Origin of the sequence: Spirosoma sp. SC4-14 (assembly GCF_037201965.1) — a bacterium.
Lineage (GTDB): Bacteria > Bacteroidota > Bacteroidia > Cytophagales > Spirosomataceae > Spirosoma.
On the sequence record NZ_CP147518.1, the window covers coordinates 6126567 to 6152726 of the forward strand.

The following is a 26160-nucleotide window of genomic DNA, read 5'->3' on the forward strand; positions in this document are numbered from 1 at the left end:
TATGTTACTCGCAAGCGCCAAAGCTACTGAATGAACACGAGACATTCCGCATAGTTAGACCCGAATTCGGCCAACCCAATACTATTTCATAGGGGTTGCCCAACATTATTTCTCTATCAATTATCTGGCCAGGCAGTCTATATCATACCAAACAAAAAGAATGTTTCCTGCCCTGTTCGTAATTACGACTAACCGGGTAAATCCGATTTGGAAGCCTACTGATCAAAACTAACCGAATACTCAAGTGAACCAGCCGAACGCTCAAAGCAATACCGCATTCACGACAAATGTCTTTGCTTTGTCATCTCTGAATTTACCCCAAAAACACTAACGATGAACGAGTTAACCAGCTTTCCATTTAGGTGATTTACGGATCACAGCAAGCCTGTTCTGATGTCTTGATCGGGCGTATGTTTCTTACTAGTACGCTTTTTTCAGACTACCCGTTGCTGATCAATAGCAATATGTTCGGATGAGTGAACCGTACTAAACAGTTATTGCCCGCTGTTTCGCATCTATAAACTGCACGGGCAGTAGTACGCTTTTCGTCAGTCTCATACGATCGGCCATTAATTTACGCTATCTCATGAAACCTCTTTACCAGCTTTTACTCGCAATTTTGGCGATTCTGGTCTATCTGCCAACCCACGCACAAACCTCGGCAACCAACATCCGGCTGCGAACCGACGCCGTTGTGCGCAAGGTCATTATTGAATATGAACTCCCTCAGGTTTTGCCCGACGACTCCATTTACATCGAGCTGGAAACAGCTTCGGGGCGGATCATTCGTCCGGTTAGTGTTAATGGCGATGTAGGAAAAGCGCTGAAACCCGGCAAAAATAAATTGATCGCCTGGGATGTTGTTCGAGACAATGTCCGAATCAACGAAGATGTTAAGGTGCTGCTGCGCGTGGCCCGAATGGTTACCGTGGCTAGTCCGGCTACGTCGGTAGCCGCAGCTCCTTCTGCAAAAACATCGCCTACCCCCACTCCGCCCCGGCCCACCACCGACCGCATTGCCGAACCAGCCAGCGTTGTTCGCAAAACATCGCCATTACCCATTATTGGGTGGGTTGCAACGGCCGGACTAGCCGGTTATGCAACCGTATTGGCTCTGGGGCTGAACAAAGATGTTGATGAATACAACAGCAAACCCTATGCCGACGACGCGGCTGACCTGCAACACTTCAACGATCTCAGAGACAAAATCAACAAGAACAAGAGCACGTTTACCATCGTGGCCGGAGCCGCAGCTGCCGTTGCCATTGCCAATGTTGTCTACATGGTTGTAGCGAAGCCGAAAGCAGCCCGAACCTCACTCCTGATTCAGTCAGCTAATCGGATCACCAGTGTTGGCTTGCGTCGCACCTTTTAGTCGAACGGTCAATCTATCCATTATTCTCATGAAATCGTTTCTATTCTTCATCTGTCTGGCACTGATAGCCCGTTCGGCGATGGCACAACAAACGCCAGCCGGAAGCCAGCCAGTGGCTACCTTTCAGAGCACGACCACCCGGCTGAACACCATGCCGTTTTTTACCAGTTCGGCAGCCACAACCACCGTGTCGCGAATCGACTGGACGAGCGATATGGAAGCCGATCAAACCGTATCGTCGCCAACATTTATTGCCAAAGCCTGTATTACGACACCAAAATCCGTTGCCCGTTACAGCTTATTACTGAATGATAAAATCCAGCAACTACCCCGCGATCTGAAAGTGGAGCGGGATAAAGATTGTCAGCAAAGTTTTAATCAGACCGTTCAGTTGCAGGAAGGCGAAAACCGGCTGCGCCTGACGGCCTACCTGACGGGCGGAGGAGAAGTTGCCTCTAATTTGACCGTGGTTTATAAAAAACCACCCGTTCTGGCACTCGAAAAACGCCTGGCGCTCATCATAGGGAATTCCAGTTATCAGGGGTCGAATAAACTGCCCAACCCCGTAAACGATGCAAACGACATGGCCACAGCCCTTAAAAAGCTTGGATTCGATGTAATGGTCTATACGGATCTCAACAACAAAGGTATGCGACAGGCCATCAACACGTTTGGCGAAAAACTGCGCGACTATCAGGTAGGGTTATTCTACTATGCTGGTCATGGTGTTCAGAACGAAGGCAATAACTACCTCGTGCCGATAGATGCCCAGCCCGAAAGCAAAAATGAGATCGAATATGAATGCCTCGATGCCAACCGAATTCTAACCAAAATGGAAGATGCCCACACCCGCACTAACATTGTGGTGCTGGATGCCTGCCGCAACAATCCACTCGACCGGAGCTGGAGCCGGGGTGGCGATAATAATGGGCTCGCCAGTATGGATGCACCTATTGGATCGGTGATTGCCTATGCCACAGCACCCGGTAAAACAGCCGCCGACGGCAATGGGCGAAACGGACTCTATACGTCGGCGTTGCTGAAAGCATTACAAACGCCCAACCAGACCATTATTCAGCTTTTTCAGCAGGTTCGGGCTGAGGTACTAAAGCAGTCGAACAACCGGCAAATACCCTGGGAGTCGACCTCACTAACGGGCGACTTCTATTTCCAGCGAAAATAGCAGCAGAAGGCTGACCCGTTCTCAATTGGTATCGTTATGAAACATTCAATTTGCCTCCTTTTTACTGTCGGCATCCTGCTTTCGGGTTGCTCAAAGTGGAATGTTGAGCCAAAAAATTTTTATAGTAGTGCAACAAGAGGTGACCTGGATACAAAGCCGTATGTATTGTATGACCTTGATCTGGGAGCCGTAAACGGAAGCGAGAATGCCGATTTCTACTGGCGGGCCATCGACCAGACCAGCTTTTATGTGAGCCCTACCAATGGGGCGGCCATAGCAGAAAGTAGTGTTCCCGATCCGTGGAATATCCCCTATCTCGATCTGATGAACCAGAATTTCAAGACCTCAACCATTACCGTAGGAACCTACAGCAATGCCATTGCCTACATAACCAACCAGGGTCGCTATGGCGCATTTCGCGTCAGCAATTACAGCTTTACCGACAATACGCTCAAAATAAGCTGGATTACCTATAGCCGATGAGCGTCTAAAATCGGCCGGACCAGATAACATCTTAACGTCATGAAAAGGATAACGGTAACTGTCATATTAATTGGGTTGCTACTGGCAGCCTGCTCACGCTGGAATGTAGAGCCTAAAACAACTGCATCGGGGTCAGGTACCGGAACGGGCACGGATGGTTCCAAAACCGTTTTCTCAAAAGGCCAGGTCAGCGTTCCGGGACTGAAGGGATACGATCTGGACGCCGGTAAAATCACCGACGATGGAGCCCTTCCGGCCGATTTCTATTGGAATGTTGAAACCTATGCAGGTAAGTCGCGGGCCGATCTCTACGCACACAATGGAGCTAAGTTCACCATCACTACGCTGGACGTGTCTGTTCTGGACCGGCAACCGTCAACTCTGTATACAACACTGACTCAGCAAACCTATACCGATTATCCCATTGCTACGGACTCGAGTATCCCGATTCGGCTCGGAACGGTCATTGCTTTTCAAACCAATGAAGGGCGCTATGGTATATTCCGGGTCGACAGGCTGGGTACTGATTTAGTGCTCGCCATTACCTGGCTCACCTATGTCAAATAAAGTTGCGTTTCCTGTTTGCCGGGAACAACACTTATCCGACTAACTAAATCGTGTAAGCGGTAGGTTTCCTTAATAACGACTCGAATATCTGTCTGTTAGACAAGTGCAGCCGTTCACTCATCGAATCCGCCATTCACTCAAACCACCCGCCACAACGGAAAACAAATCGGTAAGTTGACTCCAAGTTTGGCGTTTCTAATCAGTCCAGACCATGCTAACCCTTGCTTATACCGAAGAACTACGACGTGCCGTCAGCATTGCCCAGTCAGTTGCCCGGGAACATCAACACCAGATGTTCTCGCCGGGGCATCTGCTGACAGGTTTGCTACACAACGACGTAGGGCTGGCCTCGCAGCTAACCGTTTGGGACATCGATGTTCCGTACCTCCGCGACTGGGCCGATATTCGGGTTGAAACGTATCCTAAATCGGCCCGTCCTGCCGAAGAACCTACCGGCGATACACAGGTACGGGCACTAATGGAAGTGGCCGATGTGGTTCGAATGAAACTGGGCGAAGTCGAACTGACGCCACTGGCCGTTCTGATTGCTATGTGTAAGCCTGATGTGGCCTTTACACGCGACCAGCTTAAATCGTTTCCGCTTACCGAAAATCAGTTGCTGGAAAAAGCCCTGCTCGATGTTGGGTTTCAGCAGGCCATAAGCGGTCAAACCGGTGGTAGCAACGGTACGGCCAGCAATGGCCAGGCAACAACCGATAGCAAAGGAGCAGCAACGGGCAAAACACTCTTCAAATTCTGCATCGACCGAACGGCGTCGGCGCGCGACGGTAAACTTGATCCGATTGTTGGGCGCGACCGCGAAACCCGACAGATGATCGAAATTCTAGGCCGTAGGCTTAAACCCAACGTAATTATCACCGGTGAGCCGGGCGTAGGCAAAACAGCCCTTGTGGAAGGACTCGCGCAGCAGATTGTGGCAGGCAATGTGCCTCCGCACCTCAAAAATGCGCAGTTATTTCAACTCGATTTAGGATCATTGATTGCCGGAGCATCCTACAAAGGCGAAATTGAAGACCGGCTGAAAGGTATCCTGGCCGATCTGAAGCAGTTTGACCGGGCGTTGTTGTTCATCGACGAAATTCACATCCTGATGGACCCCAATGGCGGAGCTTCGGGAACTGTAAACCTGCTGAAACCCGAGTTAGCCCGTGGCGAACTAACCCTTATTGGTGCAACCACTAACGACGAATACCGCAAATATCTCGAAAAAGACGAAGCATTTGCCCGCCGTTTCGAAGTGCTTGGCGTCGACGAACCCGATGAGCAAACAGCGACCCGAATGGTGAAAACCATTTTGCCACTGTTCGAAAAACATCACCAGATTAAAGTAGCCGACACAACCGTTGCCGAAACCGTTCGCCTGGCCAAACGGTATCTGAAAGATCGGCGGCTACCCGATGCCGCCATCGACCTGATCGACCGGACAATGGCGGCCATGAAACTGGCAACCGAAACAACTAAACCCGAAATCGATCGGCTACGTACAGAATTAGCCGATATTCGATCTACATCGGAAACAAACGACCCATTAACGTATATACCAAACGTTAGATGGTTTGAACGCCAGATGAAGAACCGCCTGAGTCCGGTTTTGCTCGGGCAGGTTGAAGACGAGCTACAAACCGATTCGTTTGAATTGCCCGATGCGCTGGCCGATCATCTGGCAATGGTGTTAACCAAAATCGAAACCCTGGGCGAACAGATTCACGACACCATTGAACCAGCCGAAGTAGCCGCCGTTGTGGCCAACCGAACGGGTATTCCGCTCGGAAAAATTCAATCGAAAGAGCGCGACAAACTCCTCACGCTGGACGAGCATCTGACCCAGCGCGTTATTGGCCAGGATCATGCCGTAAGGATCATTGCCGATGCCATTCTCGAAAATCGCTCTGGTCTGAGTCGGCCCGGTCAGCCGATTGGTTCGTTCTTTTTCTCAGGGCCAACGGGCACGGGCAAAACCGAACTGGCAAAATCGATGGCCGATTTTCTGTTCAACGATGAGCGGGCACTGATTCGGTTCGATATGTCGGAGTTCAAGGAAGAACATTCAGCAGCTTTGCTCTACGGTGCTCCTCCGGGTTATGTCGGCTACGAAAACGGAGGGTTGCTGGTCACCAAAATTCGTCAGCAACCTTTTGCGGTCGTGTTATTCGATGAAATTGAGAAAGCGCACCCATCGGTGTTCGATCTTTTTCTGCAAATTCTCGACGAAGGAATGCTCCACGACCGGCTAGGACGCGAGGGCGATTTTTCCAATGCCATTATTCTATTCACATCCAATATCGGTTCCGACTATGTTGTCGAAAAGGCGGCCCAGGGCGAAATAGCAGCATCGAACGATCTGCTGGAAATTATGGGACGCTATTTCCGTCCCGAATTTCTGGGCCGCCTAACCGAGATCATTCCCTTTCAGCCGATTTCGGAAGAAGCTATTATCAGCATTTTCAACATTCAGCTCAATTCGTTAATGAAAACCCTGGAAAAACAGGGCATCGCACTCACCATTACCGACGATGCCCGGCGGCAACTCGCGCTGGAAGGTTACACGCCCAAATACGGAGCCCGACCCCTGCGCGGGGTTATCCGCAACCGTCTGCGCCGACCACTCTCCCGCATGATCGTATCGGGCGAGATTGGCAAAGGAAGTTCATTAATGCTTTCGATCAATGAGGTTGGTGAGCTAAGTTTTCAACCACAATAAACGCGGTTCAGAAACATGGAAGATTTATTACTTACCGATTCGTCGGATACGTATTCGCTGCCCGACTATGCTCCGCTTAGCGATTTCAAGCCAAATTATACCCCCATTGCCGGTGGTCGAATTCGGATAACCCGGCGGTGTGGCGACAAAGTGGCTTCCTTCAGAAGCCCCGTTGAAGCGAAGTTGCCCGTCCGCAACCTGTATAATCCGGGATCATGTACGATTGAAATAGCTGCTGTTTCTGAAGATCTGGAGGTATTGAAATCGGTTTCGCTCCGTCCGGGCGAGCGGCTGAGTGTTTTTGCACCACCGGCCCAAACCGTGTATCTGCTCATGGCCCACTCCAACGGCGATGGCTGTCCGGCGGCAACGGCCATTCTCGAATGCGACGATATTCCGAGGGTGTGAGTAGCCTGCATCCACCAACAAATTACCGTTTGCTCAACCGTCGTTTCCCTGCCGGTCAGGTTTTCGACCAATAGATACGATCTCAATTAAACATTTAAACACTCTTCTCTATGATGGACTATGGCATTGGCGGTCAGGAAAAAAAAGGCAACGACGCCAACGAAGCAATCGCCGATATTCAGAAAAATCGTACGCTGCTGGTACAGAAACTAACAGCCGACGCGCCTTTTAAGCCAAAAATCGAAGAAAAACTCGAAACCATCGATGCGGTATTCGCCCGTTTCAAACCCGAGATTGATATTGAATTTAACGATGCCGAAGATACGGGCGTAGAAGAAACCTTACGATTCAATAATCTGGGCGACTTCGGCAAAAAAGGCATTACGGCACAGAGCCCGTTTCTACAGGACCTGCAAAGTCAGCAGGACGATTATCAGAAGTTCATCAAACAACTGAAATCGAACAAAGTACTGCAAAAAATCCTGGCCGATCCGGCAGCGAAAGAATCGTATATAACGGCGCTCAGAGCCATGTTGCAGGAGCTGGAAGATGCTCAATGAATGACTGCTTAACTAAAAACTGTAAACCGAAGCACTTTCTTCATGGAAGCACCCGATAAACTGGAAAACGGCAAAGCCGTAAAAGAACGCGTTAAAGTAGCCAACCCGGCTCAAACCCTGACCGACAGCAGCCAGCAACTGGCCAAATTTGGCGGTTTCGAATTCGTTGAAACAACCATCGACGGGGCTCAGAATATGAACCCGGCCAAAAAAGCCCGGAAGACTATTTTCCTGACCGAAAAAGGCTCGGCTAAAGATCGGAAGCTGCTCAAAAAACGGCTACAGGAATGGACAGCCCTGCTCGATGCCCATGAGAATGTTGCCGACATGATTGGCGAAGCTGAACAAAAAACAGAAACGGCCGCCGAAACGCTGCGCCGAAATCTGAAAAAAGCCGTCGACGAAACCAAAGACCTCGAAACGGCTTACCGGTCGGTTGCGCTCTTCTACAAAAATGCCGATACCGAAAAAATCAAGAACATCTCCATCGTCAACGCCGACCCTGAGCAGATTCAGGACCTGGACAACACGCTGTTTTTCGATGAAATCGCGAACGAGCTGCGGCAGAATTACGATAAGCTCGACCTCCGCAGCAATTATTCGCTGATGGTGCTTCCGGGCTATCTGGGCGCTAAAAAAGTGGTCGATAAATGGGCGCGGCTGGCTCACGAGAATAAAGTCATGATGATTACGGACTACCGGCATCTCGACTCGCCCGACGATGTGCTCGAACTCTGGCAGGACGAAGACATGCCCAGTGCTGATGCCTATAAAGCCAACGTAATGATGACCTGCAACTATCTGGTAGGTCGCGAAGCATTCAGCGAACTGGGCGAAGACGAACCGCTCTACGTACCGCCTTCTGCCGCTCTGGCCGGAAAGATCTATAAAACCATGCTTCAGCAGCCCGTGGCTGGAAGTAAGCATGGCACGCTTAACGAGGTCGATGGGGTTCGATTTGAGATGAAAAAAAGTGAAATCGCCAATCTCGAAAAACTGGGCCTGGTACCCATGGTCAATGAATACAATAAGGTGATGGCCTATTCGGCCAAAACACTCTTCAACGGCGACAATCAGGGGTTGCAAACCTACTCGGTTGTTCGCGTATTCGACTGGATCATGAAAGTGCTGATCGACTTCCTGAACCGTCGGGCATTCGAAAACTGGACCTACGATGCTGAGAAAGACCTGCGCGCGCAGATTGTGAAATTCCTCAACAGCGTTACCGGCGCCGATAAAATCATCGAGGACTTTAAAATTCTGCGCTTCGAACGCGACAAGAACGTAAAAGACCGCATTCACCTCGACATCCACATTAAGCCTTATTTCCCCGCCAAAAACTTCCTCGTCAAGCTCGACGGCACCAAAGGCGACGATGCCAATGACTGGAAAGGCGGTGTCGAGCAGGCATAATTGGTTTACGGTCTATGGTTGCTCCGCAAGAGCTAGCTATTGAGTCAATACATTGCTCTTACGGAGCAACCGTAAACCATAAACTGTAAACGATCAATAATTTCCAATCAACCAATAACCAATTTACCATCATGGCTTTCAAAGCAACTATTGACCTTGACGGCACAGAGTATCGTCTGTTACACTGTAGTTTTTCGTTGGGTCAGAATACTGACTACACTACAGGCAAACCCACATCCGACGTTATGGGCGGCCAGGTAAACGCTGAGTTTGAGTCGACCAAAGACACAAACGCCTTCAAAATGATGATCGATCCGAACAAGAAGTTCAGTGGCAGCATCAAGTTTTTCAAGCAGGACGAAGATTCGCCCATGAAAGAGCTGAAGTTTGAAGATGCCTTTCTGACCGGTTACTCCGAAAGCATGGACGCCCGCACCAGCGCGCCAATGAGCACCAGTGTTGTGATTTCGGCCCGTAAGCTATCCATCGACGGAGCTACCCACGAGAATAAATGGGCTGCCTATTAAGTGGCTCAGCATAGCATCAGACTCTGGTCTGGTGCTATGCTTTTGCAACCAGATACTCTTTGGTGTCTATAGTCCCAACTATGTGTATGTCTTATTAAAAACTATGGCAGTCATCAAATTAGGCGAATGGCCCCTGGGGTTTGATGAAGGGCTGGAAGTTGGGTACGCCCGTCTGGATGGCTACTGGGTACCACTACCTCCGCGCAAAATATGGTACGATAGTGCCGAGGGCACAGCCGTGTTAATCAGCGAAAACGGCAAAAAGCGATTTCTGATAACCCTGGCGATCAGCAATTCAGGTATTAGCGATACGATCATACAATGGGTCGAACGCAATGGTTTCGGCAAAATAGCGACAGGTGCCTTGCGCTCATTTGCCAGCAAACTTCTAGGGTCTGGCCTGGCAGGGGGTATTGTTGGTGGTATTGCCGGGGTGTTGGTCCCTACCAATAAATCGTACAAAGAATGGACGTCGAAAACAACCATTAATGGCGAAACCGTAGGGGTAATGGTGTTATTGCTCGGCTTTTAACAGCGCAATAAGGGCGTTCTACGATTTTTTTGGCAAAGCTTCTGGCTTCGCCCCATACAACCAGTTCATTATGAGCAATCTATCCAGCGTCCAGATTGAAATCGGCGGCAAGCGTGTCGATATTTTTTCACGGGTAAAGATTAGCCAGTGGATCGATCGGCATCACACGTTTGAGCTGCACGTGCCTATTGAGCAGGTCGAAGGAGCGGGCGCCATGAAGATCAATCAGTCAAAAGAGTTCATCAGCAAAGAAGTGCTGATTACCATAAAGTACCGACAGGGGGGCGGTTCGTCGCTGGTTTTTCGAGGGTTCATCACCCAGCTTTATTTATCCAAGCAGGCCACCACGGGTAGCTCAATCGTTATTCGTGGATTCAGCGCGTCGATTTTGCTCGAACAGGGTACACGCTATGCAGCTTTCTACCAGAAAGATCATTCGGCCATTGTCAACAAAGTCCTGAGCGAATACGATCAGGGGTTACTCAAGCCAAGTGTTAGTCCACGCAACAACCAGCAGGAAGATTACATCGTAAAATTCGAAGAGAGCAGCTATAATTTTCTGCATCGGTTTGCGGCTGCAACCGGCAACTGGTTCTATTTCGATGGCGATAAAACCATTTTTGGCGACGTTCCGGGCAGTTCGCCTATTGAACTCAACTATGGCAACGACATCAGTTCGTTCGATATGCGGATGGACCTGCCCGGTGGCGAATTTTTCATTGAAGACTACAACTATGTCAAAATGGAAACGGTCCAGAGCCATTCGAAAGATGTTTCCGTATCGGGCTTGGGCGAATACGGCCAGTTCCTGATCACCAAAGCCGAAAACCTGTATCCCGAACGACAATTTAGTCACTCTCCCATACCGGTCTGGACCGATGGCGAAGCCAAACAACAGGCCGGTTACGAAAAGAAAGCATCGGTAGCCAACGCCGTTATTTTCAGTGGTTCCAGTTCTAAAATTGGTCTGAAAGTAGGCTCGGTTATCGATATTAAGGAAAGCACCAGCCTGAATGCCCGATCGCAGCGCACCGAGAGTCTGGGGCAATACCGAATCATATCTATCAGTCACGAAGCCGATTTAAGCGGTGGCTATACCAATCATTTTGAGGCCATTCCGGCAGGGGTTGAATTTCGGGCCAATCCTTCATTTTATGTTCCGCGGGCCGCTACTCAATTAGCAAAAGTAACACACGTTGACGACCCCGAACACCTGGGCCGAATTCGGGTGTGTTTTCTCTGGCAAAGCGCACAGGGCGATAACGAATCATCGACCTGGGTACGGCAAATTACGCCTTACACAGGGGCTGTGAATCAGGGATTTTATTTCATTCCTGAAATAAACGAGACGGTCATGGTCATTTTCGAGAATGATGACCCATCCCGACCACTCATCGCGGGTACAGTTACGAACAAGCAGAATAAAATGGATACCTATTTTTCTGCAAAAAACTATTACAAAGCCATTATCACCCACGGAGGCAACCACATTGTCATCAGCGACGAACCGGGCAAGGAGTGCATTAGCCTGCACGACAAAGACCGGAAGAATCATATCATGATGTCGCTCGACGGCACCAACATAGCCATCAAAAGCCAGGGTTCCATTAATCTCAGCGCAGGAAGCATTAGCCTGGACGCCGACACTATTAGTATGAAGGCAAAGAAAGAATGGAAGGTTGATGCCCAGAAAGGCGAAATCAAAACAAAAGAAACGATGAGCATCGACGCAACTACCGACCTGACCATGAGCGGCAAAACAAGTGTTAAAGCCAGTTCGGACGCTAACGTCGATGTGAACGGTATGCAGATTAATGTCGAAGGTAAAACGCAGACAACGGTAAAAGGGATGCAACTCAACCTGGAAGGCAACGTTAAGGCATCGTTGAAAGCCGCTGTAGTGATGATCAACTAAACGCAGCACAGCAATGGGATTTCCAGCCGCCCGCATGAACGATCCGCATCTGTGTCCGTTATCTGACGGACCGAAGCCGCACGTTGGTGGAACGATACTTCCGCCGGGCGTTCCAACTGTGCTCATCGGGAATGTGGGCGCAGCCACCCTGTCGTCGCCCTGTTTGTGCGCATCGCCCGCTCCAAATCTGATTGCAAAAGGGTCGGCAGGGGTTTTTATTGGAAAAAAGCCAGCCGCCCGACAATTCGACACCACGGCTCATGGCGGCATGATCACAGTAGGGTTGCCAACGGTATTGATCGGCGATTCGTCGATGGGGCCAACCCGGGCTGTAACGCTACTCCCTAACGGCGACATCATGTTTGGCCCCAATATCATTATCAAAGCCGACCCCAATAATGCTGATTTTCAAATGCAGGCTCTACAGGCACTGATCCGTCTGAACTGTACGCCTACGATGCAAAAAGCCTTTTCGGCCATTGAAGGCAGTGGCAATTCGCTAACCATTGTTCCCTATGTACCACCAGCAGGCTGGGGACCTTTCAATGCGTATTGCCAACCCGGCGCAGCCACCCCAGGTAAAACCGGAACCCCATCGACCGTAGCCTGGGACCCGAACGTACACAGTTTAGGCGGTCCACCAAACTCGGTTCAGCCAGCCGATGCCCCTGGTTCTGATGTGATTCTGGCGCATGAAATGATTCATGGAACGCATAACGCCACCGGAACCAACGGCAACGGACCTTTTGTGAACAACGGTCCCGGAACACCGCAAGGCTCCAACGTGTCGGAAGAACGCGGTACGGTAGGATTACCCACACAGACCTATAATAATCCCGGCAATCCATCCGATCCATTAAACGGCAGCACATTACCAGCAACCAACACAAACCCATATACCGAAAATGGTGTCCGGCAAGACTACGCCAACAACGGATGGCCATCGGCGGGTACCAACCAGCCACCCGTTCAGCGGCCGTCCTATTACCCGTCGGGGCCGGGCAACTCAGGAACTCAGCCATTTTAACCCGTAAACGCTATGAGAACGTATCTGTTCTATACATTACTATCCATAGCGCTTCATTGTACCAACAAACCCGTAGCAACGATGTCGTGGAACGATAAAACCATATATGCCGATGTACGGCTCAGTATTGAACGGGATCAGCTACGCATTGATCTTTCGCTCGATAATATGTCGGCGGCCGATGTATTTATACCCGATGTATCGTTCGTATCGACCAAAGACGGCATTAAGATCAACCCGGTCTATCTGCCGCTGATCGTCAATAGCAACAATATACTGGAAGCGGACCTACAGGTTCAGCCACTCGACCCGAACACGCTATGGGCCACACCACCCACCTTTTTCTGCCATGTCATACGCCCAAAAGATCGGTATCAGCGGCAGTGGATACTACCTTACCCGGTTCGCATACCGGCGAAAGACAATCACGGCATGGGCCGTACGGTTCCGGTTAGCACCGACTTCCTGCTAAACCTGGGCGTTATTCAGCCTACGGGTTCCTATAAGCCTAAAGAGGTTGAGATTGATGGGCAAAAGCTATATGAATTTAGGCAGGAAGCTCTCCGATTTCAGACAAAACAGCAGATTGTATTACGAAACCGATCAATTAGTATACACATTGACGAATAAACAATATCGGCAAAAAGTAATAGTCTTGGCGCTCAGCCAGGCCATACACTTCCGCCGTAAACGTAAACAGACATAACACACATTTGAGCTATGGCTTCTACACTGGTAATACAACTAACTGGTCTACCGACCATCTATAACGTTACCTACGCCGTTGGTCTTGGTCAGGCGAATCGACGGACCGATGTACTATTGGTCCAGACCCTGTTAAAAATGGCGGAGGTCATGACACTATCGGGTGGGTTACCAGGCGGTTCAACGGGCCATATTAAGGTAGATGGCTATTATGGGCCACAAACGCAGGGGTACATTACGGCCTTTCAGCAAACAATGGCTTTGGTGGAAAAAAAATTAATTAGCCAGGACAAGATTGTTAGTCCTTCATCGAAAGACGGATATACCAAAAGCGGCTGGCTCTATACCATCGTACACCTTAACCGAGCCGCAAAAGATCGCGACTCATCAGCCTATAAACGGATACCCTTCGAACCAGAAACACCACCCGAATTACGAACTGCGCTGATGGGTCCACCCGAAGTGTTCAACCCCTAACTACCAATCACCAAACGATGCTAAACCCCTATTCACTCCACTACCCCATCGCTAACCTGCTCCATAAGCAGACGCAACCGCATATACCCGTAGTGGACGCCATTCGCGAGCATATCAATTTGCTGCTGGCCACCCGCCTGGACGAATACCGGTATGATCCGGCTATGGGGTGCGGCATCTGGCAGGAAGATTACGCTAACATCACCAATCCAACCCAATGGAAAAGTGATGCCGAACAGGCCATTATGAGCCTGATTCTGCAATATGAAAAACGACTGCAATACGCCAGGGTATATGTCGACATTGATGAACCCGCCGATCAGGATGCCGATGGCCGAATTATTCGTATTCGCCGACGCATCCTTATCCGGGTTAGCGGCAACCTGCCCGAAACGGGCGAAACCATGTCCGAACAAACATTTATCATGTATTTCAGCCCATTAGCCAGCGAGTAATTCCTTTCTCAGCTTATGTCACTACGTCAGAACATATTGAATTTCGCCCGTCCGAAACGAGGTCATCGGGTTGGCAATGGCCAATGCTGGACCTTTGTTGAAACGGCCCTCCGAACGGCTGGTGCACGCACATCGAACGACATGATGGGAGCCGAAAACGTGGTCGACGACGCTGATTATGTGTGGGGCGACCCCGTTACACTGGCCAGCCTCCAACCGGGCGATATCATTCAGTTTCGGGATTACAGCTACACCAGCACCGGCGACGATGGCAGCATAACTGTCGAACGGCCACACCACACGGCCATTGTTTCGTCGGTTGGCACCAATGGCCAGGTTACGGTACTTGAACAAAACATCGACGACACGCAGATAGTCCGACAGAATACGCTCTACCTGCGCGATGGTGCGTTTGGCGGCCGGTCTGTAACCGTCACGGGGCAAATGTGGTTTTACCGGGCGCTACCAAAGTAAGACATTGGTCATTGAACGCTAGTATACAGATAAAAGATGACCCGTGCCCAATAAAAACTGACTAATAGCCAATGACCAACTAACAATCAGCAACATGGCAGCAATAGCACCAGCCGTACAGGAGTTGAAAGACACACTGGCCCAAACATTTCCAGAAATACTGAATACCGTATTCTGGGACAAGTACTGGGACAATGGCAAAGATCGCACCGGCAAACCTAAACCCAAAGGTCGCTGGGCACCACGCCTGCAGGCATCGGGCAAAAACCCGAACAGTGGCGACCCACACGACAATGGACTGGCACTCGACATATTCCTATTCAAAACCAACTGGAGCGAATGGGCGCTGGCCACCGAACTAGTCAACGTATTCATCGTCAACAAAGCCGTGATGGGGTGGTCGGCAGTGATTTACGACGGCATGACAACCGACGACTTCGGTGGTCCGAAAGTGTATCCGGGCCGCGATAAGCACCAAACTCATATCCATATCGAATGGCCCCGGTCGCGCGGAATAGCCAGTGCCGGGTTTTCTTATCAGATTCAGTACCAGTTGGATATGGTTGCTGTAAGCTGGCGAACAGGGGAGCAAATTAGCCCCACTGCGCACACATATCCCAGTTATTAAAAATTAGCCATTTGTCATTGGTCATTAGTCATCAGAACAAAACCAATTGCAAATGACCAATGACTAGTGAGACCAATACTAAATCGATTATGCTAGAAACTCGCGACCAAATTAAAAGCCGAATGCTGCAACAGGCAGCCCGACTATGGGGCTACCAGGAAGCGGCTATCGACACTACGGCTTTCGATCCGCTGGTCGATTTGCTGGTCGGTGCATTGGCCACCGAGTCAGAACGCGTCTATGGTGAAATTCAGGCGTCGCGTGGCCGCATTCTGGAACGGCTGGTTGAATTACTGCTTCCCGAAGTCGTTACAGCACCCCGGCCTGCCCATAGCGTATTGGTAGCCCGACCTCTTGAACTGTTAGGCGAAGCGACCCGAACCGATGCTTTTTCGATCCGCCATCCGCAAACTGGCGAAGAACTCGCTCTCTCCCCCGCCGGTCATTTTTCGTTGGTGAATGGACGAGTCACCTGCCTGGCGGCCGGCCATCAACTCTGGCGTATCGACGATATGGGCAATACCATTCCGGTGACGCAGGCATCACTTCACCGTCGCCTGCCCGACTATACACTCTGGCTGGGTCTTGAGCTTATGCCCGGACTGCCTCAGGAACTCAGTTTGCGTTTTTTCTTCGACTGGAAAAACCTGCCACTGCCCATCTACGACTACGCGCAGCATCTGCCCCAAACCCGATGGTGGTTAGGCGATCAGTTGTTAACCGTTGAGCCGGGCACCGGGCGACAGACCGATTCGAGTGTATCGTCGGCAACCCAGGCAATGGAGAGTCATGCCGATCGCTACTACCGATCTAATTTCCTGACCGTTCGGGGGCAGTTTCCAGCGCCGATACCAACTGCCAATGGTTCGTTTCTGCCGACAGCACTGACCGACACCTTCGATCCGGCGCTATTGCAGCCATTACCCATACTGACCTGGGTGCGGGTTGAATTCCCGACCGTATTCGGGGCCGAAATTATAGCCCGTACGGAATGCGTACTCAATGCGTTTCCGGTTCTGAACCGGCAGTTAGGCCGGGCCGTATTTCGGCTTTCAGACGGGTTGAACGTGTTTCCAATTCAGACCGACCAACCGCTTATCGAACTGGCGGATGTATCGGATAGCGATGGCAACACATATCCGGCCTATACCGAAGCCAGCGCCAGCGATCCAACCGCCCGAAGTTATGCACTCCGACGGCAGGGCGTTGGCCGGTTCGACAGCCGTAATGCCGACGAAGCTGTCCGCCAGCTTATCGACCTGCTTCGCGACGAAAGTGCGTCGTTTGCCGCACTCGGCTACGATACCTTGCGGAGCAATATCGACGATATTCAGAAAAGCCTGCTTCGCATTCGCCAGGGCTTGCCCATTCAATCATCGGGCGAGCCGGTTCCGTTTGTGGTAGTAAACAACGGCCCCGACCGGGGTAATCTGTTTGTCAATTATTGGGCAACAGCGGCCGAGCGCGGAAATCGGCTCCCTATTGGAGCTCGTGTAGATACCAATTCGCCCGCTTTCCAGCGCGAAGGTATGGTTCTGCTGAGGCCAACGCTGGGTGGTGCCCCCCGGCTGAGCCCTTCGGCCAGTTTACCCATCTTTCGACAGGCACTTCTTACCCGAGGGCGTGCCCTCACGGTTGAAGATATCCGGGCCGTATGCCGGGCAACAGCTCCTGATCTGATTGAACGGGTCGATGTGCAGAAAGGGTATTCCATAAGCCCTGACCCAAGACAGGGGCTGATCCGAACCCTCGACGTACGGGTTTCGCTCCGTAACCCGACACGTTTAACCGCCGACGAACATCGACAGCTTAGTCACGAACTAACCATTACGCTCCAGGATCAGTGGACAGGTTTGTTACCCCTGCGCGTTCAATTAATTAATTCAGCAACTGTTTAACCTCCTAAACGCATGCGTTTGTTGTACGATATACGAGCCGAAGTCTGGATTGCCGATCAACAGCAGCGGTGTGCCGTTCCGACAGAAATCGTTGTTCGTTCTAAAGGCACATTTAGCCGGGCTTATAGCACCGATATTCTGAAAGTCGACACCATTGAGGCCGACGCGCTGCACCCGCTAACGCATGTGATGCACCTCAGCCGCGAGGGGCTCTACGACACCCTACCCGAAACCTTACATCATCCGCCCGCTCCCCCGTTGCAACCCGGACGCGACGAAGCCCGCGCCATGCTCGACCAGAGCAAACGGCTCCGTCATGAAGAAAACGAAGCCCGCACGTTCTGGCTTCCCTTTGAGCAGGAATCGTTCAGACAACGCATCCAAATCGAAACACAGGAATCGCAGGCACTGACTCGCGCCTACGGGGCCATCTGGGACGAACTGCATAGTTATTTGTGGGGCGACTTAGGGCTAACAGCCCGTCAACGCGCCTGCCTGCTGGCAATCTGGACAAATGCCTATCGGCTTGTTGGCGATTGGGAACAGACGGAACAGTATCTGAAAGAGTTTCTACAGGTTCCCGTCCGACTTCAGTACGGTAACTTCACCGACATCGATGATTTTTTACCGACTGAAGCCGAACCGCTACCATTAGGTCTGGGACACTTGGGGCAGGATTGGGTGCTTGGCGGAAAAGACCTCACCGACGATGGCGGTACGATCCGAATTACGCTCGGTCCCCTTTCAAACGAAGAACTAACCGATTACCTGCCCAATGGCATAGGCCTGCGCTACATAAAACTGCTGGCCGACTACCTGCTACCGGCTGATGCGGACTGGCAACTGGACGTTCGACCTAATGAACACGAAGGCATTTTTAGCCTGACCGATGACACGACAACCGGACGCCTGGGCCTGACAACAATGCTCGCAACTAACTAATTGCAAGAACGAAAGAGTGATTCCCTAAGAGAATCCGCTCGTTACTACGACTCAACTACCCACTCTTTCACTAATTACCCCAATGGAAACTGCTGTCATTCTTACCGTTGTACTTTATGTCGCTCTGGCCATCCTCTGCCTGATCGGGCTGGGCATACGACACTCGTTTGCTGCGATCTTCACCAAAAAACTTCTGATGTATACCGTGGTGAGTCTGGTCATTGCAGCCGCACTGGGAGCTGCTTTTGCCCGGTTCGAATCGCTTGTTACGGTCTTTTACTGGATCGAAATTGTAGCATTGGCACTAGGCATTGTTCATGTGCTGGTATCACGCACGATGCTCCCGCACATCGCTCAGGGTGGTTTCTGGAGCGAATTTCTGCTTGCCGCTGCCATACTGCTGCTAACAGCCGGTGCATTTACGGGACTATTTCAGGGTTTGCAACATTCCGACCGTTTTTTACCAGCGCTGATTTCGGGATTTCTGCCTTTTTTTCTTCCGCTGTTGTTTTTATATGCCTACACGGCCTGGCTGGCTATTCCGCCTAAAATATATCGGAAGTGGTTTTACCCAATCGACAGAGCAGTGCCACTCATTGAATTAAACGACACGGTGCGGCTTAATTTTCGGGTCTCGAAAACACCCGATTCTATCGATTTAGCGATATACACCGTTAAAGCCCCTATCGACCGCACGCTGCACGACCTGTTTCACTACATGATTTATTCGCATAATGCCGAAGAAAATCCTGAACAGCCCATCATGTATTACGAGCAAAATCATGAAGGCAGTCTGCTCGGCTGGGTATTCTATAAAGAGTCGCTGGGCGGTTTGTCGAAGCAGTTTCTCGATCCTGCACTAACGCTGACCCGCAACGGTGTAAAAGCCAATGATGTCATTATTGCCCGCAGTTTTGTAAGCACTGAATAAGAAGTCAAAACGACCGATCTATGTTACCCGAACTCACTCACTGGCCCATTAACTGGGCCGATGGCATGAAAATAACCCGGCAACATTTGCTGGGTAACGATAATGCATACCACGACTCCATTCGGGATGTTGGCGGTATGCTGCTGAATCCGCTAAACTACGGTTTACTACCACCCGCTCCGGGCAAAGACAGTCCATTGGCCATCAGTTGCGATGGGCAGGAGTTAGTGCTTAGTGCCTGTCGGGCTGTAACACCCGGCGGTGCGCGAATTGAACTCAACGCAGCCCAACCACCTTTGCGACTGGCCCTCTCTGCTGCCCGCGACGAATGGATGCGACTCGGACAAACATCGGGCTATGCCGTGGTGGAAGTCAATCCATTTGAGCCAGCACCCTTTGGGCAACCCGATCCAGAGGAGGTGCCCTTACGCTATCCATTTTCGACGCCGGGTTATCGGCTGGGTGCTCTACCGCAATCGGCCCTGGCGAATTCATTATCGGCAGCATATCATATGCCCGTAGGCAAACTGTCGCTGGCAAACGGCGTTTTCACCCTCATACCCGATTATTTACCACCCTGCCGAATGGTTGGCGTGTTGCCCGCCATGCAGCAACAATACCTGACCATTGGTAGCCGTATGGGCGAAATTGCCGGTTTTGCTACGGCCATCATCGTACGCGTACGTACCAATGCCCGATCGGGTCAGCCCAATCTGCTGGCCACAACCATTGGCTATCTGGCCGAAGCCACAGTACGTACCATTGCCGACAATCTGGATGCCTTTCAGTTGAGAGGGCCCTACGAGTCGCCCGTATTTGTGGCTGAGTTTGGGATGCGTTTTGCCCGCGCCATGACCCTGATGATTCAAAGCACGCCCGACCGGGAAAAAGAAGCGATGTTCAATTATTTTAAAAACTGGTGTGGGGTTAGCCCGGTGCAGTTCGAATCGGCCATGCAGGACGTGCTCGACAAAGAATATACGCACTCCGACTGCCAGCCTATTTTGCTATCGATCATTAACCTATGCGACGTAGTGATTGCCCTCTATGGCAAACTCAGCCAGTTGAACTACGTTGAGAAAGATAAAGACGAGTTTTTTGTCGACCGGCAGGATACACCCAAAAACGGCACTAAACGCAGTTTCTGGGGTGGATAAGCCAAGTTCTTCGTCTTCCGTTTTTTTTAGTGGAGCTTCCAGCATCTAACCGCTAACGTCCAGCATCCAAAAATCAATGAACGCATCTTTTATCAAATTTTTACTCGTAACGCTTCTTCTGGGCGGAGTTCTTGGAGCCGTTGTGTATCTGGCCAACGGTCAGGGGCCGTCGGGCGGTCAGGGGCCGTCAGCCGACCAGGAAGAGCATTTCCTGAGCGATGTTCGCCAGGCCGATAGTTTACACATCAAATTAAAGAAAACCGACCCCAGCGAACAGGCCAGCGAATTTTCGACACTTCGCTTCAGGCAGGAAGAAGCTATCGGCCGAATGGAAACCGGCTACAGAGCCGATACAACTTTTCAATCGCTGTCCCGAATCGCCGGTCGCAACTACAGCAAACTACTGGGTACTGTAGCCGTGCAGGCCACCGACCGGCAAACCAAAGCCGAAACTAAAGAACAACTAACCGATGAGGTAGCTACGCTGAAAACCGACATTCAAAGCCTGGAAACGCAATTGATGCTGAAACAGTCGAGCCTGGAAAGTATGCGGGCACTGAAAGCCGCTCAAAACTAACTATTTCGCGCATCAGCCGCAGGGTTGAGGCACTTACGCTATAAACAGAAATTTTCTTCATGAAGCCGCTTAACCAAGCCGAACGAAGTAAACGCTGGGGCCAGTTTCTGGGCTTTTATGCCACGTTGTTACTGGTTGTTACCCTATGCTGGTGGCTATCGCTTTCATTGATTCCACGGTTAACCACCGTACAGCAACACCAGACCATTCAGGAAATGATGGCCTACCGCAAGCAACTCGCCGGAACCGATAAGATGCTAACGGCCGTAGAGCAGGGCGCTCCACTGACCGACAACTGGCTGCGTACCTTTTATGCTAACACCAGTGCACTCGATCAGCAGTTTCCGAAGCCTCTTTTTATGGCTACCACCAATAGCTATCGACAACTGGCGGGCGAATACGAAAATGCCCGCAAAGAGGGCGATGCCGACATCCAGCTACTGAATTCGCAAAAGATCCAGTTAGAAGCCAAAAAGGCCACTTTGCTGGCAGCTTTGGCAAACGCCGGCAAAGAGCTGAACGCAGTTGCCGCAGCCCCAAAGGCGGGGGGAGCTAAACCAGCTCCCGCAGCACCTGCTGGTCCAATGATCAACCCAAGCCTGTTCGGACCGTTTAAACCCCTGCTTATTTCAGGTACGGGCGAATTCGGCAAAAATAACCCGGAGGTGAATGTATCGGTGCAGTTCATGATTATTCGCGAGCATCAGGTGGTACTGGGCGTTTATTTCGAAACTGGCGGAGCCGATGCCGGAACACTCGCCAAGGTTACAGAACGCAAAGAATTATATACCGCCCCTCCTGGCTATAAAATCGTAGGGTTGTCGGTACCCGAGCGTACGCCCTGGCGGGTCAACTACGTCGACAAAACAACAACTGCCGATCAGTTTACCATTGCCGACGGCCTGATGTCGCTGACTGTCAATGGCAATACTGCCGGACTCGATATTGGTGCAACTGGCGGAAGTGCGCTATCGATTCAATTAAAAAAACCAATAAAAGTGGAATTGGAAAAAGAATAAAGACCCAGGCACCACTGTCTGAACAACTTGCCACTACCATGAAACCAAACACACGAACTACGTGCTTCGGCCTGACGCTATTGCTATCAGCCGGACTATTCACAAGCGGGCAGAGCCAGTCAACAACACGAAAATACGCAGGTGGCTTAAAATCCAGTCGAACACGGTCGCTTACGGTGATGCATAAGGCACCGCTGGCAACCCGCAGTTTTGCCAATCTGCCGGCCGAAGTATCCTACGAACAGTTTTGCCCCACGGTTGGCGATCAGGGGAAACAGGAAACATCCGTTGCCTTTGCCACAGCCTACTACCTCCGCACGATTATGGAGGGAAAAGAAAAAAACATTACCCAGAAAACTCAACTCGACGCGAGCCGCTTTTCGCCAACCTTTGTCTACGACAAAATACGCGACCCCAAAGACATAAACTGCCAGGGAGGTGGCACCATTGAGGAAGCACTCGACGTACTGAAAGTAGATGGCGTTCCCCGGCTCCGTACGCTAACCTATCCGCTTTGCAATCAGGCCATTCCGCCCGCAGCGGCCAAAGAGGCTACCCAGTTTCGGATTGGCGATTATCAGCAGTTATTTACTGAGCAGGCCGATCCGGCCCAGAAAGTCCAGGCCGTGAAGAAAGCGCTTGCCGAAGGGAACCCCGTTGTAGCGGGCATCGGCGCTCCGCTGTCGTTCGAAGAAGCACGGGCTGTTTGGGAACCGGCACCGAACGAGAAAACTACCGATGTGCTCTATAGCCAGGCCATTTGTGTGCTTGGCTACAGCGATAAACAGTACGGGGGTGCGTTCCGAATCGTCAATAGCTGGAATACAGGCTGGGGCGAAAAAGGGTTCTGCTGGATTCCCTATAGCTATTTCGGCAAATTTATTATCAATGCATTTCAGGTATATTCGGCCACAAATGAACCTGGTAATCGACCCGGAACGGTTATCCTGACCAGTAGTAACAAAGGAGCGGGCATCTCCCCCGCCGACACCCGCAAAGGATCGGCCGAATTGAAACTCAACGATGGTAGCCCGATGGCCGTTAGCCGTCAGGCTACCCGCGATCTGAAAATTGTATCCGACGAATCGGCCCCGACCGATATTCAGCCGTATCATGTTACACAGGCCTACGATTCGGGAACGCGGTTTAAGTTTTTTCTCAATAATTCCGAAAATGCCTATGTGTATGCGCTTACTACGCAAAAAGATGGTGGCATCGAAAAATTATTCCCGACCGACGAGCTGATGAGCCCCTTGCTGGGCCCCAACACCACCATTGCCTATCCATCGGAAACCAGTTCTGTTGTGATGGAAAAGCACAAAGGCAACAAAGCCGATTATCTGCTGATTTTGTTTGCCAGGCGCCCGCTTAATATGGAAGGGTTGCTAAAAACGCTTGGCCGAAAAAAAGGGTCACTCGACAAACGGCTAACCGATGTGCTGGGCGATCAGTTGGTGAAACAGGACCAGATTCGGTACCAGCCCGACCAGGCCGCCTTCGAAGTGAAACCCGGAACGGCAGGTAATGTGGTTCCTTTGCTGATTGAGCTGAAATATAAATAAGTGCCTAAAAAGGGTAGTTGATGCCTCTTTGCCTTAACTACCCTTTTTTCCTATTACCAATTAACTCAATTTACGAACCTTTTGTACGGCTAAGCGCTCATTCTTGGACAAGTTGTTTGCAGACCCGGTTCGAAGCCGGTATTTTTGGCCTGTACATTTGTTCAACCATGAGCACACTCTTTACTGCCGAGTCGATTATCAGTCTACTGACGCTGACATTCCTGGAAATTGTTCTGGGTATCGACAACATCATCTTCATTTCTATTGCGGCTAACAAACTGTCCCCAAAGGATCAACCCAAAGCCCGAAACATTGGTTTGATGCTGGCAATGGCTTTCCGGATTATTCTGCTGCTGGGTATTTCGTTTGTTATCTCGCTGAGTAAACCATTTACACACGTCGATGCCGACTGGTTCAAGGCAGCCTTTACCGGGCAAAGCCTCATTCTGTTTGGTGGGGGGATATTCCTGCTTTACAAAGCGACTTCCGAAATTCACCACAAGCTGGAAGGCAGTGCCCACGAAGAGATGGAAGGTGGCACAAAAGGTAAAACAACCATCACAAGTGTAGTGGCCCAAATTGCTATTACCAACATTGTTTTCTCGATCGACTCCATTCTAACGGCCATTGGTCTGACCCAGAACGTTACAATTATGATGATTGCCGTTGTGCTGTCGATTCTGATTATGATGTTTTTTGCAGGGCCGGTTGGCAAATTCGTTAACGAGCACCCCACAATTCAGATGCTCGGTCTGGCTTTCCTGATTATGATCGGCTTTATGCTTATTGCTGAAGGGGCTCACCTGTCAGAAGTAGTGATCTTCGACCAGGAGGTGGGTAGCGTCCCCAAAGGGTATCTGTATTTTGCTATTGCGTTCTCGCTGCTGGTTGAGTTCCTCAACATTCGGCTTCGCAAAAAACAGGACCCGATTCAGCTCCACGGCTACGAAGAAGAAGCCCATCGCGAAGGCATGATTTAAAATGGTTGCCAAATTAGTCATTGGTATATTGGTCATTGGTCATCAGGCATTGGTCATTAGAATATACCAGTGACTAATCCACCAATAACGAATAACTATTTTGTCTCTCACCGACCAACTTAACGACCTCCTCAACAGCTTCGATGGCTTTGGGCCCACGCTCTGGCTGTCGATAGCCTTTTGTGTACTTCTTGTTATCGAACTGGTTTTACACCGTTCGGGGTCGGTGACTCAACGACGTCGATGGCTGGCAGGTTTTAGTGTTATAGCGCTGGTCGTTGCCGGTGTTTGGAGCATTGCCTCAACTGCTCGGGGCTTTTTGTTCTTACATCTCCTCTTCATTGACAATCAGGCTATTTTCTTTCAGACGATTGTTGTGGTGGCAGCTCTTTTTGTGCTGCTCTACGACTTAGTTGCATACCCTGCCAGCGATCGGCCTACCGGACAACACCCGGAAACAGGCCGATTGCCGGGCGAGTGGTATTCGCTGCTGATGGCCATGACACTGGGTTTATTCCTGATGACGGTTTCGGTCAATCTGCTTAGTATTTACCTCAGTATCGAACTTGTTTCAATCTGTTCGTATCTGCTCACGGCGCTCACAACTACCCGAAAGGCATCGGAGGGAGGCATAAAATACCTGTTGTTTGGCTCGGTCAGTTCGGCAATTATGCTCTATGGTATGTCGCTGTTGTATGGCATCACCGGTACCCTTGACCTAACAACCGACGACTTTGGCCTTGCGCTCGCCCAGCAGGATACAACCGTTGCCGCCGTTGCTCTTTTACTGACACTGGCAGGGGTTTTGTTTAAACTGGCGGGAGTTCCTTTCCATGCCTGGACACCCGACGCTTATGAAGCAGCCCCCGTTCCTGTGGCTGCTTTTTTCTCCGTAGCTCCCAAAGCTGCTGCCGTGCTGGTACTGATGCGGCTCGTAACCGCGCTGCCTGCCCAGGCCGACGACGCGGCTGCTGGCATAGCCAACGATTCACTACAAATTCCACTGGCTGTGCTGGCGCTTGCCGGTATTCTGATTGGCAATTTGTCGGCCCTTCGGCAAACCGATGCCAAACGGTTACTGGCCTACTCCAGCATTGCTCATGCGGGTTTTCTGCTGGTGGGAGTGGTGGCCTTTACGGAAGCGGGATTCCAGGCCGTGATTTTTTATGCCAGTACGTATCTGTTTATTTCGCTGGCCGCTTTTTTCCTGATTGATATGCTGGCCCAAACTACTGGCAGTAATACACTACTGATTTGCCAGTTTGCAGGTTTGGGCTCAAAATTCCCGCTTCTATCGGTTGGTTTAACCATCGTTATGCTGGCCCTGACCGGCCTCCCGCCCACAGTTGGCTTTACGGCTAAACTTTTATCGTTTTCGGCCCTTTTTGAGGCTTATCAGCGCTCCGGTAACAATTGGCTGCTGGCTCTGTTTGCATTGGGTCTGCTAAATGCGCTAATCTCGCTGGTGTATTATCTTAAAATTCCCTTTCTGCTTTTCTTCCGCCCCACGGTAGAGCCCGAACCAATTGCAGTTCAAACACCCAATCAGCCGGCAATCTGGCTGGTAGGTATTCTGGTCATTCCAATTGTTGGCTTATTTCTGAGACCGCAATGGATTATGGAGTTGCTAACAGGCTGGTAAT

General features: G+C 50.8%; 26 protein-coding genes. All 26 read left to right on the top strand.

Annotated elements, in window-relative coordinates; translation table 11 throughout:
* Window positions 1–586: 586 nt before the first annotated feature.
* Window positions 587–1375, top strand: a complete 789-nt coding sequence (locus tag WBJ53_RS25100; protein ID WP_338871326.1) for a hypothetical protein — start codon at window positions 587–589, stop codon at window positions 1373–1375.
* 28 nt (window positions 1376–1403) lie between these two features.
* Entirely contained in the window at window positions 1404–2558 is a 1155-nt protein-coding gene (locus WBJ53_RS25105; RefSeq protein WP_338871333.1) for a caspase family protein, read from the top strand.
* A gap of 36 nt (window positions 2559–2594) precedes the next feature.
* The gene (locus WBJ53_RS25110; protein ID WP_338871334.1) at window positions 2595–3041 is read left to right on the top strand and encodes a hypothetical protein; all 447 of its coding nucleotides are present in this window, start codon (window positions 2595–2597) and stop codon (window positions 3039–3041) included.
* A gap of 39 nt (window positions 3042–3080) precedes the next feature.
* A complete protein-coding gene (locus tag WBJ53_RS25115; protein ID WP_338871335.1) occupies window positions 3081–3608 on the top strand; it encodes a hypothetical protein in 528 nt (175 codons plus the stop codon).
* A gap of 211 nt (window positions 3609–3819) precedes the next feature.
* Window positions 3820–6330 carry an ATP-dependent Clp protease ATP-binding subunit gene (locus WBJ53_RS25120; protein WP_338871336.1) on the top strand — a complete coding sequence of 837 codons (2511 nt, stop codon included), beginning with the start codon at window positions 3820–3822 and terminating at the stop codon, window positions 6328–6330.
* Window positions 6331–6345: 15 nt separating this feature from the next.
* The gene (locus tag WBJ53_RS25125) at window positions 6346–6738 is read left to right on the top strand and encodes a hypothetical protein (protein ID WP_338871337.1); all 393 of its coding nucleotides are present in this window, start codon (window positions 6346–6348) and stop codon (window positions 6736–6738) included.
* Window positions 6739–6848: 110 nt separating this feature from the next.
* A complete protein-coding gene (locus WBJ53_RS25130) occupies window positions 6849–7298 on the top strand; it encodes a hypothetical protein (protein ID WP_338871338.1) in 450 nt (149 codons plus the stop codon).
* A gap of 42 nt (window positions 7299–7340) precedes the next feature.
* Window positions 7341–8711 carry a type VI secretion system contractile sheath protein TssC gene (locus WBJ53_RS25135; RefSeq protein ID WP_338871340.1) on the top strand — a complete coding sequence of 457 codons (1371 nt, stop codon included), beginning with the start codon at window positions 7341–7343 and terminating at the stop codon, window positions 8709–8711.
* A gap of 131 nt (window positions 8712–8842) precedes the next feature.
* Complete coding sequence (gene tssD / locus WBJ53_RS25140) at window positions 8843–9238, top strand: type VI secretion system tube protein TssD (RefSeq protein ID WP_338871342.1); 396 nt, start codon at window positions 8843–8845, stop codon at window positions 9236–9238.
* A gap of 103 nt (window positions 9239–9341) precedes the next feature.
* Window positions 9342–9770: a hypothetical protein gene (locus tag WBJ53_RS25145; protein ID WP_338871344.1), complete on the top strand. Its 429-nt coding sequence runs from the start codon at window positions 9342–9344 to the stop codon at window positions 9768–9770.
* A gap of 70 nt (window positions 9771–9840) precedes the next feature.
* A complete protein-coding gene (locus WBJ53_RS25150; RefSeq protein WP_338871346.1) occupies window positions 9841–11685 on the top strand; it encodes a phage baseplate assembly protein V in 1845 nt (614 codons plus the stop codon).
* 13 nt (window positions 11686–11698) lie between these two features.
* Window positions 11699–12712 (top strand): PAAR domain-containing protein, encoded by a 1014-nt coding sequence (locus tag WBJ53_RS25155; RefSeq protein ID WP_338871348.1) that lies wholly within the window; start codon window positions 11699–11701, stop codon window positions 12710–12712.
* A gap of 12 nt (window positions 12713–12724) precedes the next feature.
* On the top strand, window positions 12725–13342 hold the full coding sequence (locus tag WBJ53_RS25160; RefSeq protein ID WP_338871350.1) for a hypothetical protein: 618 nt from the start codon (window positions 12725–12727) through the stop codon (window positions 13340–13342).
* A 90-nt stretch (window positions 13343–13432) separates the two neighbouring features.
* Complete coding sequence (locus tag WBJ53_RS25165) at window positions 13433–13894, top strand: hypothetical protein (RefSeq protein WP_338871352.1); 462 nt, start codon at window positions 13433–13435, stop codon at window positions 13892–13894.
* Between the two features lie 17 nt (window positions 13895–13911).
* On the top strand, window positions 13912–14349 hold the full coding sequence (locus tag WBJ53_RS25170; protein WP_338871354.1) for a GPW/gp25 family protein: 438 nt from the start codon (window positions 13912–13914) through the stop codon (window positions 14347–14349).
* Window positions 14350–14364: 15 nt separating this feature from the next.
* On the top strand, window positions 14365–14823 hold the full coding sequence (locus WBJ53_RS25175; protein ID WP_338871355.1) for a CHAP domain-containing protein: 459 nt from the start codon (window positions 14365–14367) through the stop codon (window positions 14821–14823).
* Window positions 14824–14917: 94 nt separating this feature from the next.
* On the top strand, window positions 14918–15451 hold the full coding sequence (locus WBJ53_RS25180; protein ID WP_338871357.1) for a hypothetical protein: 534 nt from the start codon (window positions 14918–14920) through the stop codon (window positions 15449–15451).
* 89 nt (window positions 15452–15540) lie between these two features.
* Window positions 15541–17349, top strand: a complete 1809-nt coding sequence (locus WBJ53_RS25185; protein ID WP_338871359.1) for a hypothetical protein — start codon at window positions 15541–15543, stop codon at window positions 17347–17349.
* A 12-nt stretch (window positions 17350–17361) separates the two neighbouring features.
* Window positions 17362–18291: a type VI secretion system baseplate subunit TssG gene (locus WBJ53_RS25190; protein WP_338871361.1), complete on the top strand. Its 930-nt coding sequence runs from the start codon at window positions 17362–17364 to the stop codon at window positions 18289–18291.
* Between the two features lie 82 nt (window positions 18292–18373).
* Entirely contained in the window at window positions 18374–19222 is an 849-nt protein-coding gene (locus tag WBJ53_RS25195; protein WP_338871363.1) for a TssN family type VI secretion system protein, read from the top strand.
* A 20-nt stretch (window positions 19223–19242) separates the two neighbouring features.
* On the top strand, window positions 19243–20379 hold the full coding sequence (locus tag WBJ53_RS25200; protein WP_338871365.1) for a hypothetical protein: 1137 nt from the start codon (window positions 19243–19245) through the stop codon (window positions 20377–20379).
* Window positions 20380–20455: 76 nt separating this feature from the next.
* Window positions 20456–20956, top strand: coding sequence for a hypothetical protein (locus tag WBJ53_RS25205; RefSeq protein WP_338871367.1), 501 nt, complete (start codon window positions 20456–20458; stop codon window positions 20954–20956).
* Window positions 20957–21015: 59 nt separating this feature from the next.
* Window positions 21016–21975, top strand: a complete 960-nt coding sequence (locus tag WBJ53_RS25210) for a hypothetical protein (RefSeq protein ID WP_338871369.1) — start codon at window positions 21016–21018, stop codon at window positions 21973–21975.
* A 38-nt stretch (window positions 21976–22013) separates the two neighbouring features.
* Window positions 22014–23537, top strand: a complete 1524-nt coding sequence (locus WBJ53_RS25215; protein WP_338871370.1) for a C1 family peptidase — start codon at window positions 22014–22016, stop codon at window positions 23535–23537.
* A 167-nt stretch (window positions 23538–23704) separates the two neighbouring features.
* Complete coding sequence (locus WBJ53_RS25220) at window positions 23705–24517, top strand: TerC family protein (protein WP_338871372.1); 813 nt, start codon at window positions 23705–23707, stop codon at window positions 24515–24517.
* 100 nt (window positions 24518–24617) lie between these two features.
* A complete protein-coding gene (locus WBJ53_RS25225; protein WP_338871374.1) occupies window positions 24618–26159 on the top strand; it encodes an NADH-quinone oxidoreductase subunit N in 1542 nt (513 codons plus the stop codon).
* Window position 26160 lies beyond the last annotated feature (1 nt).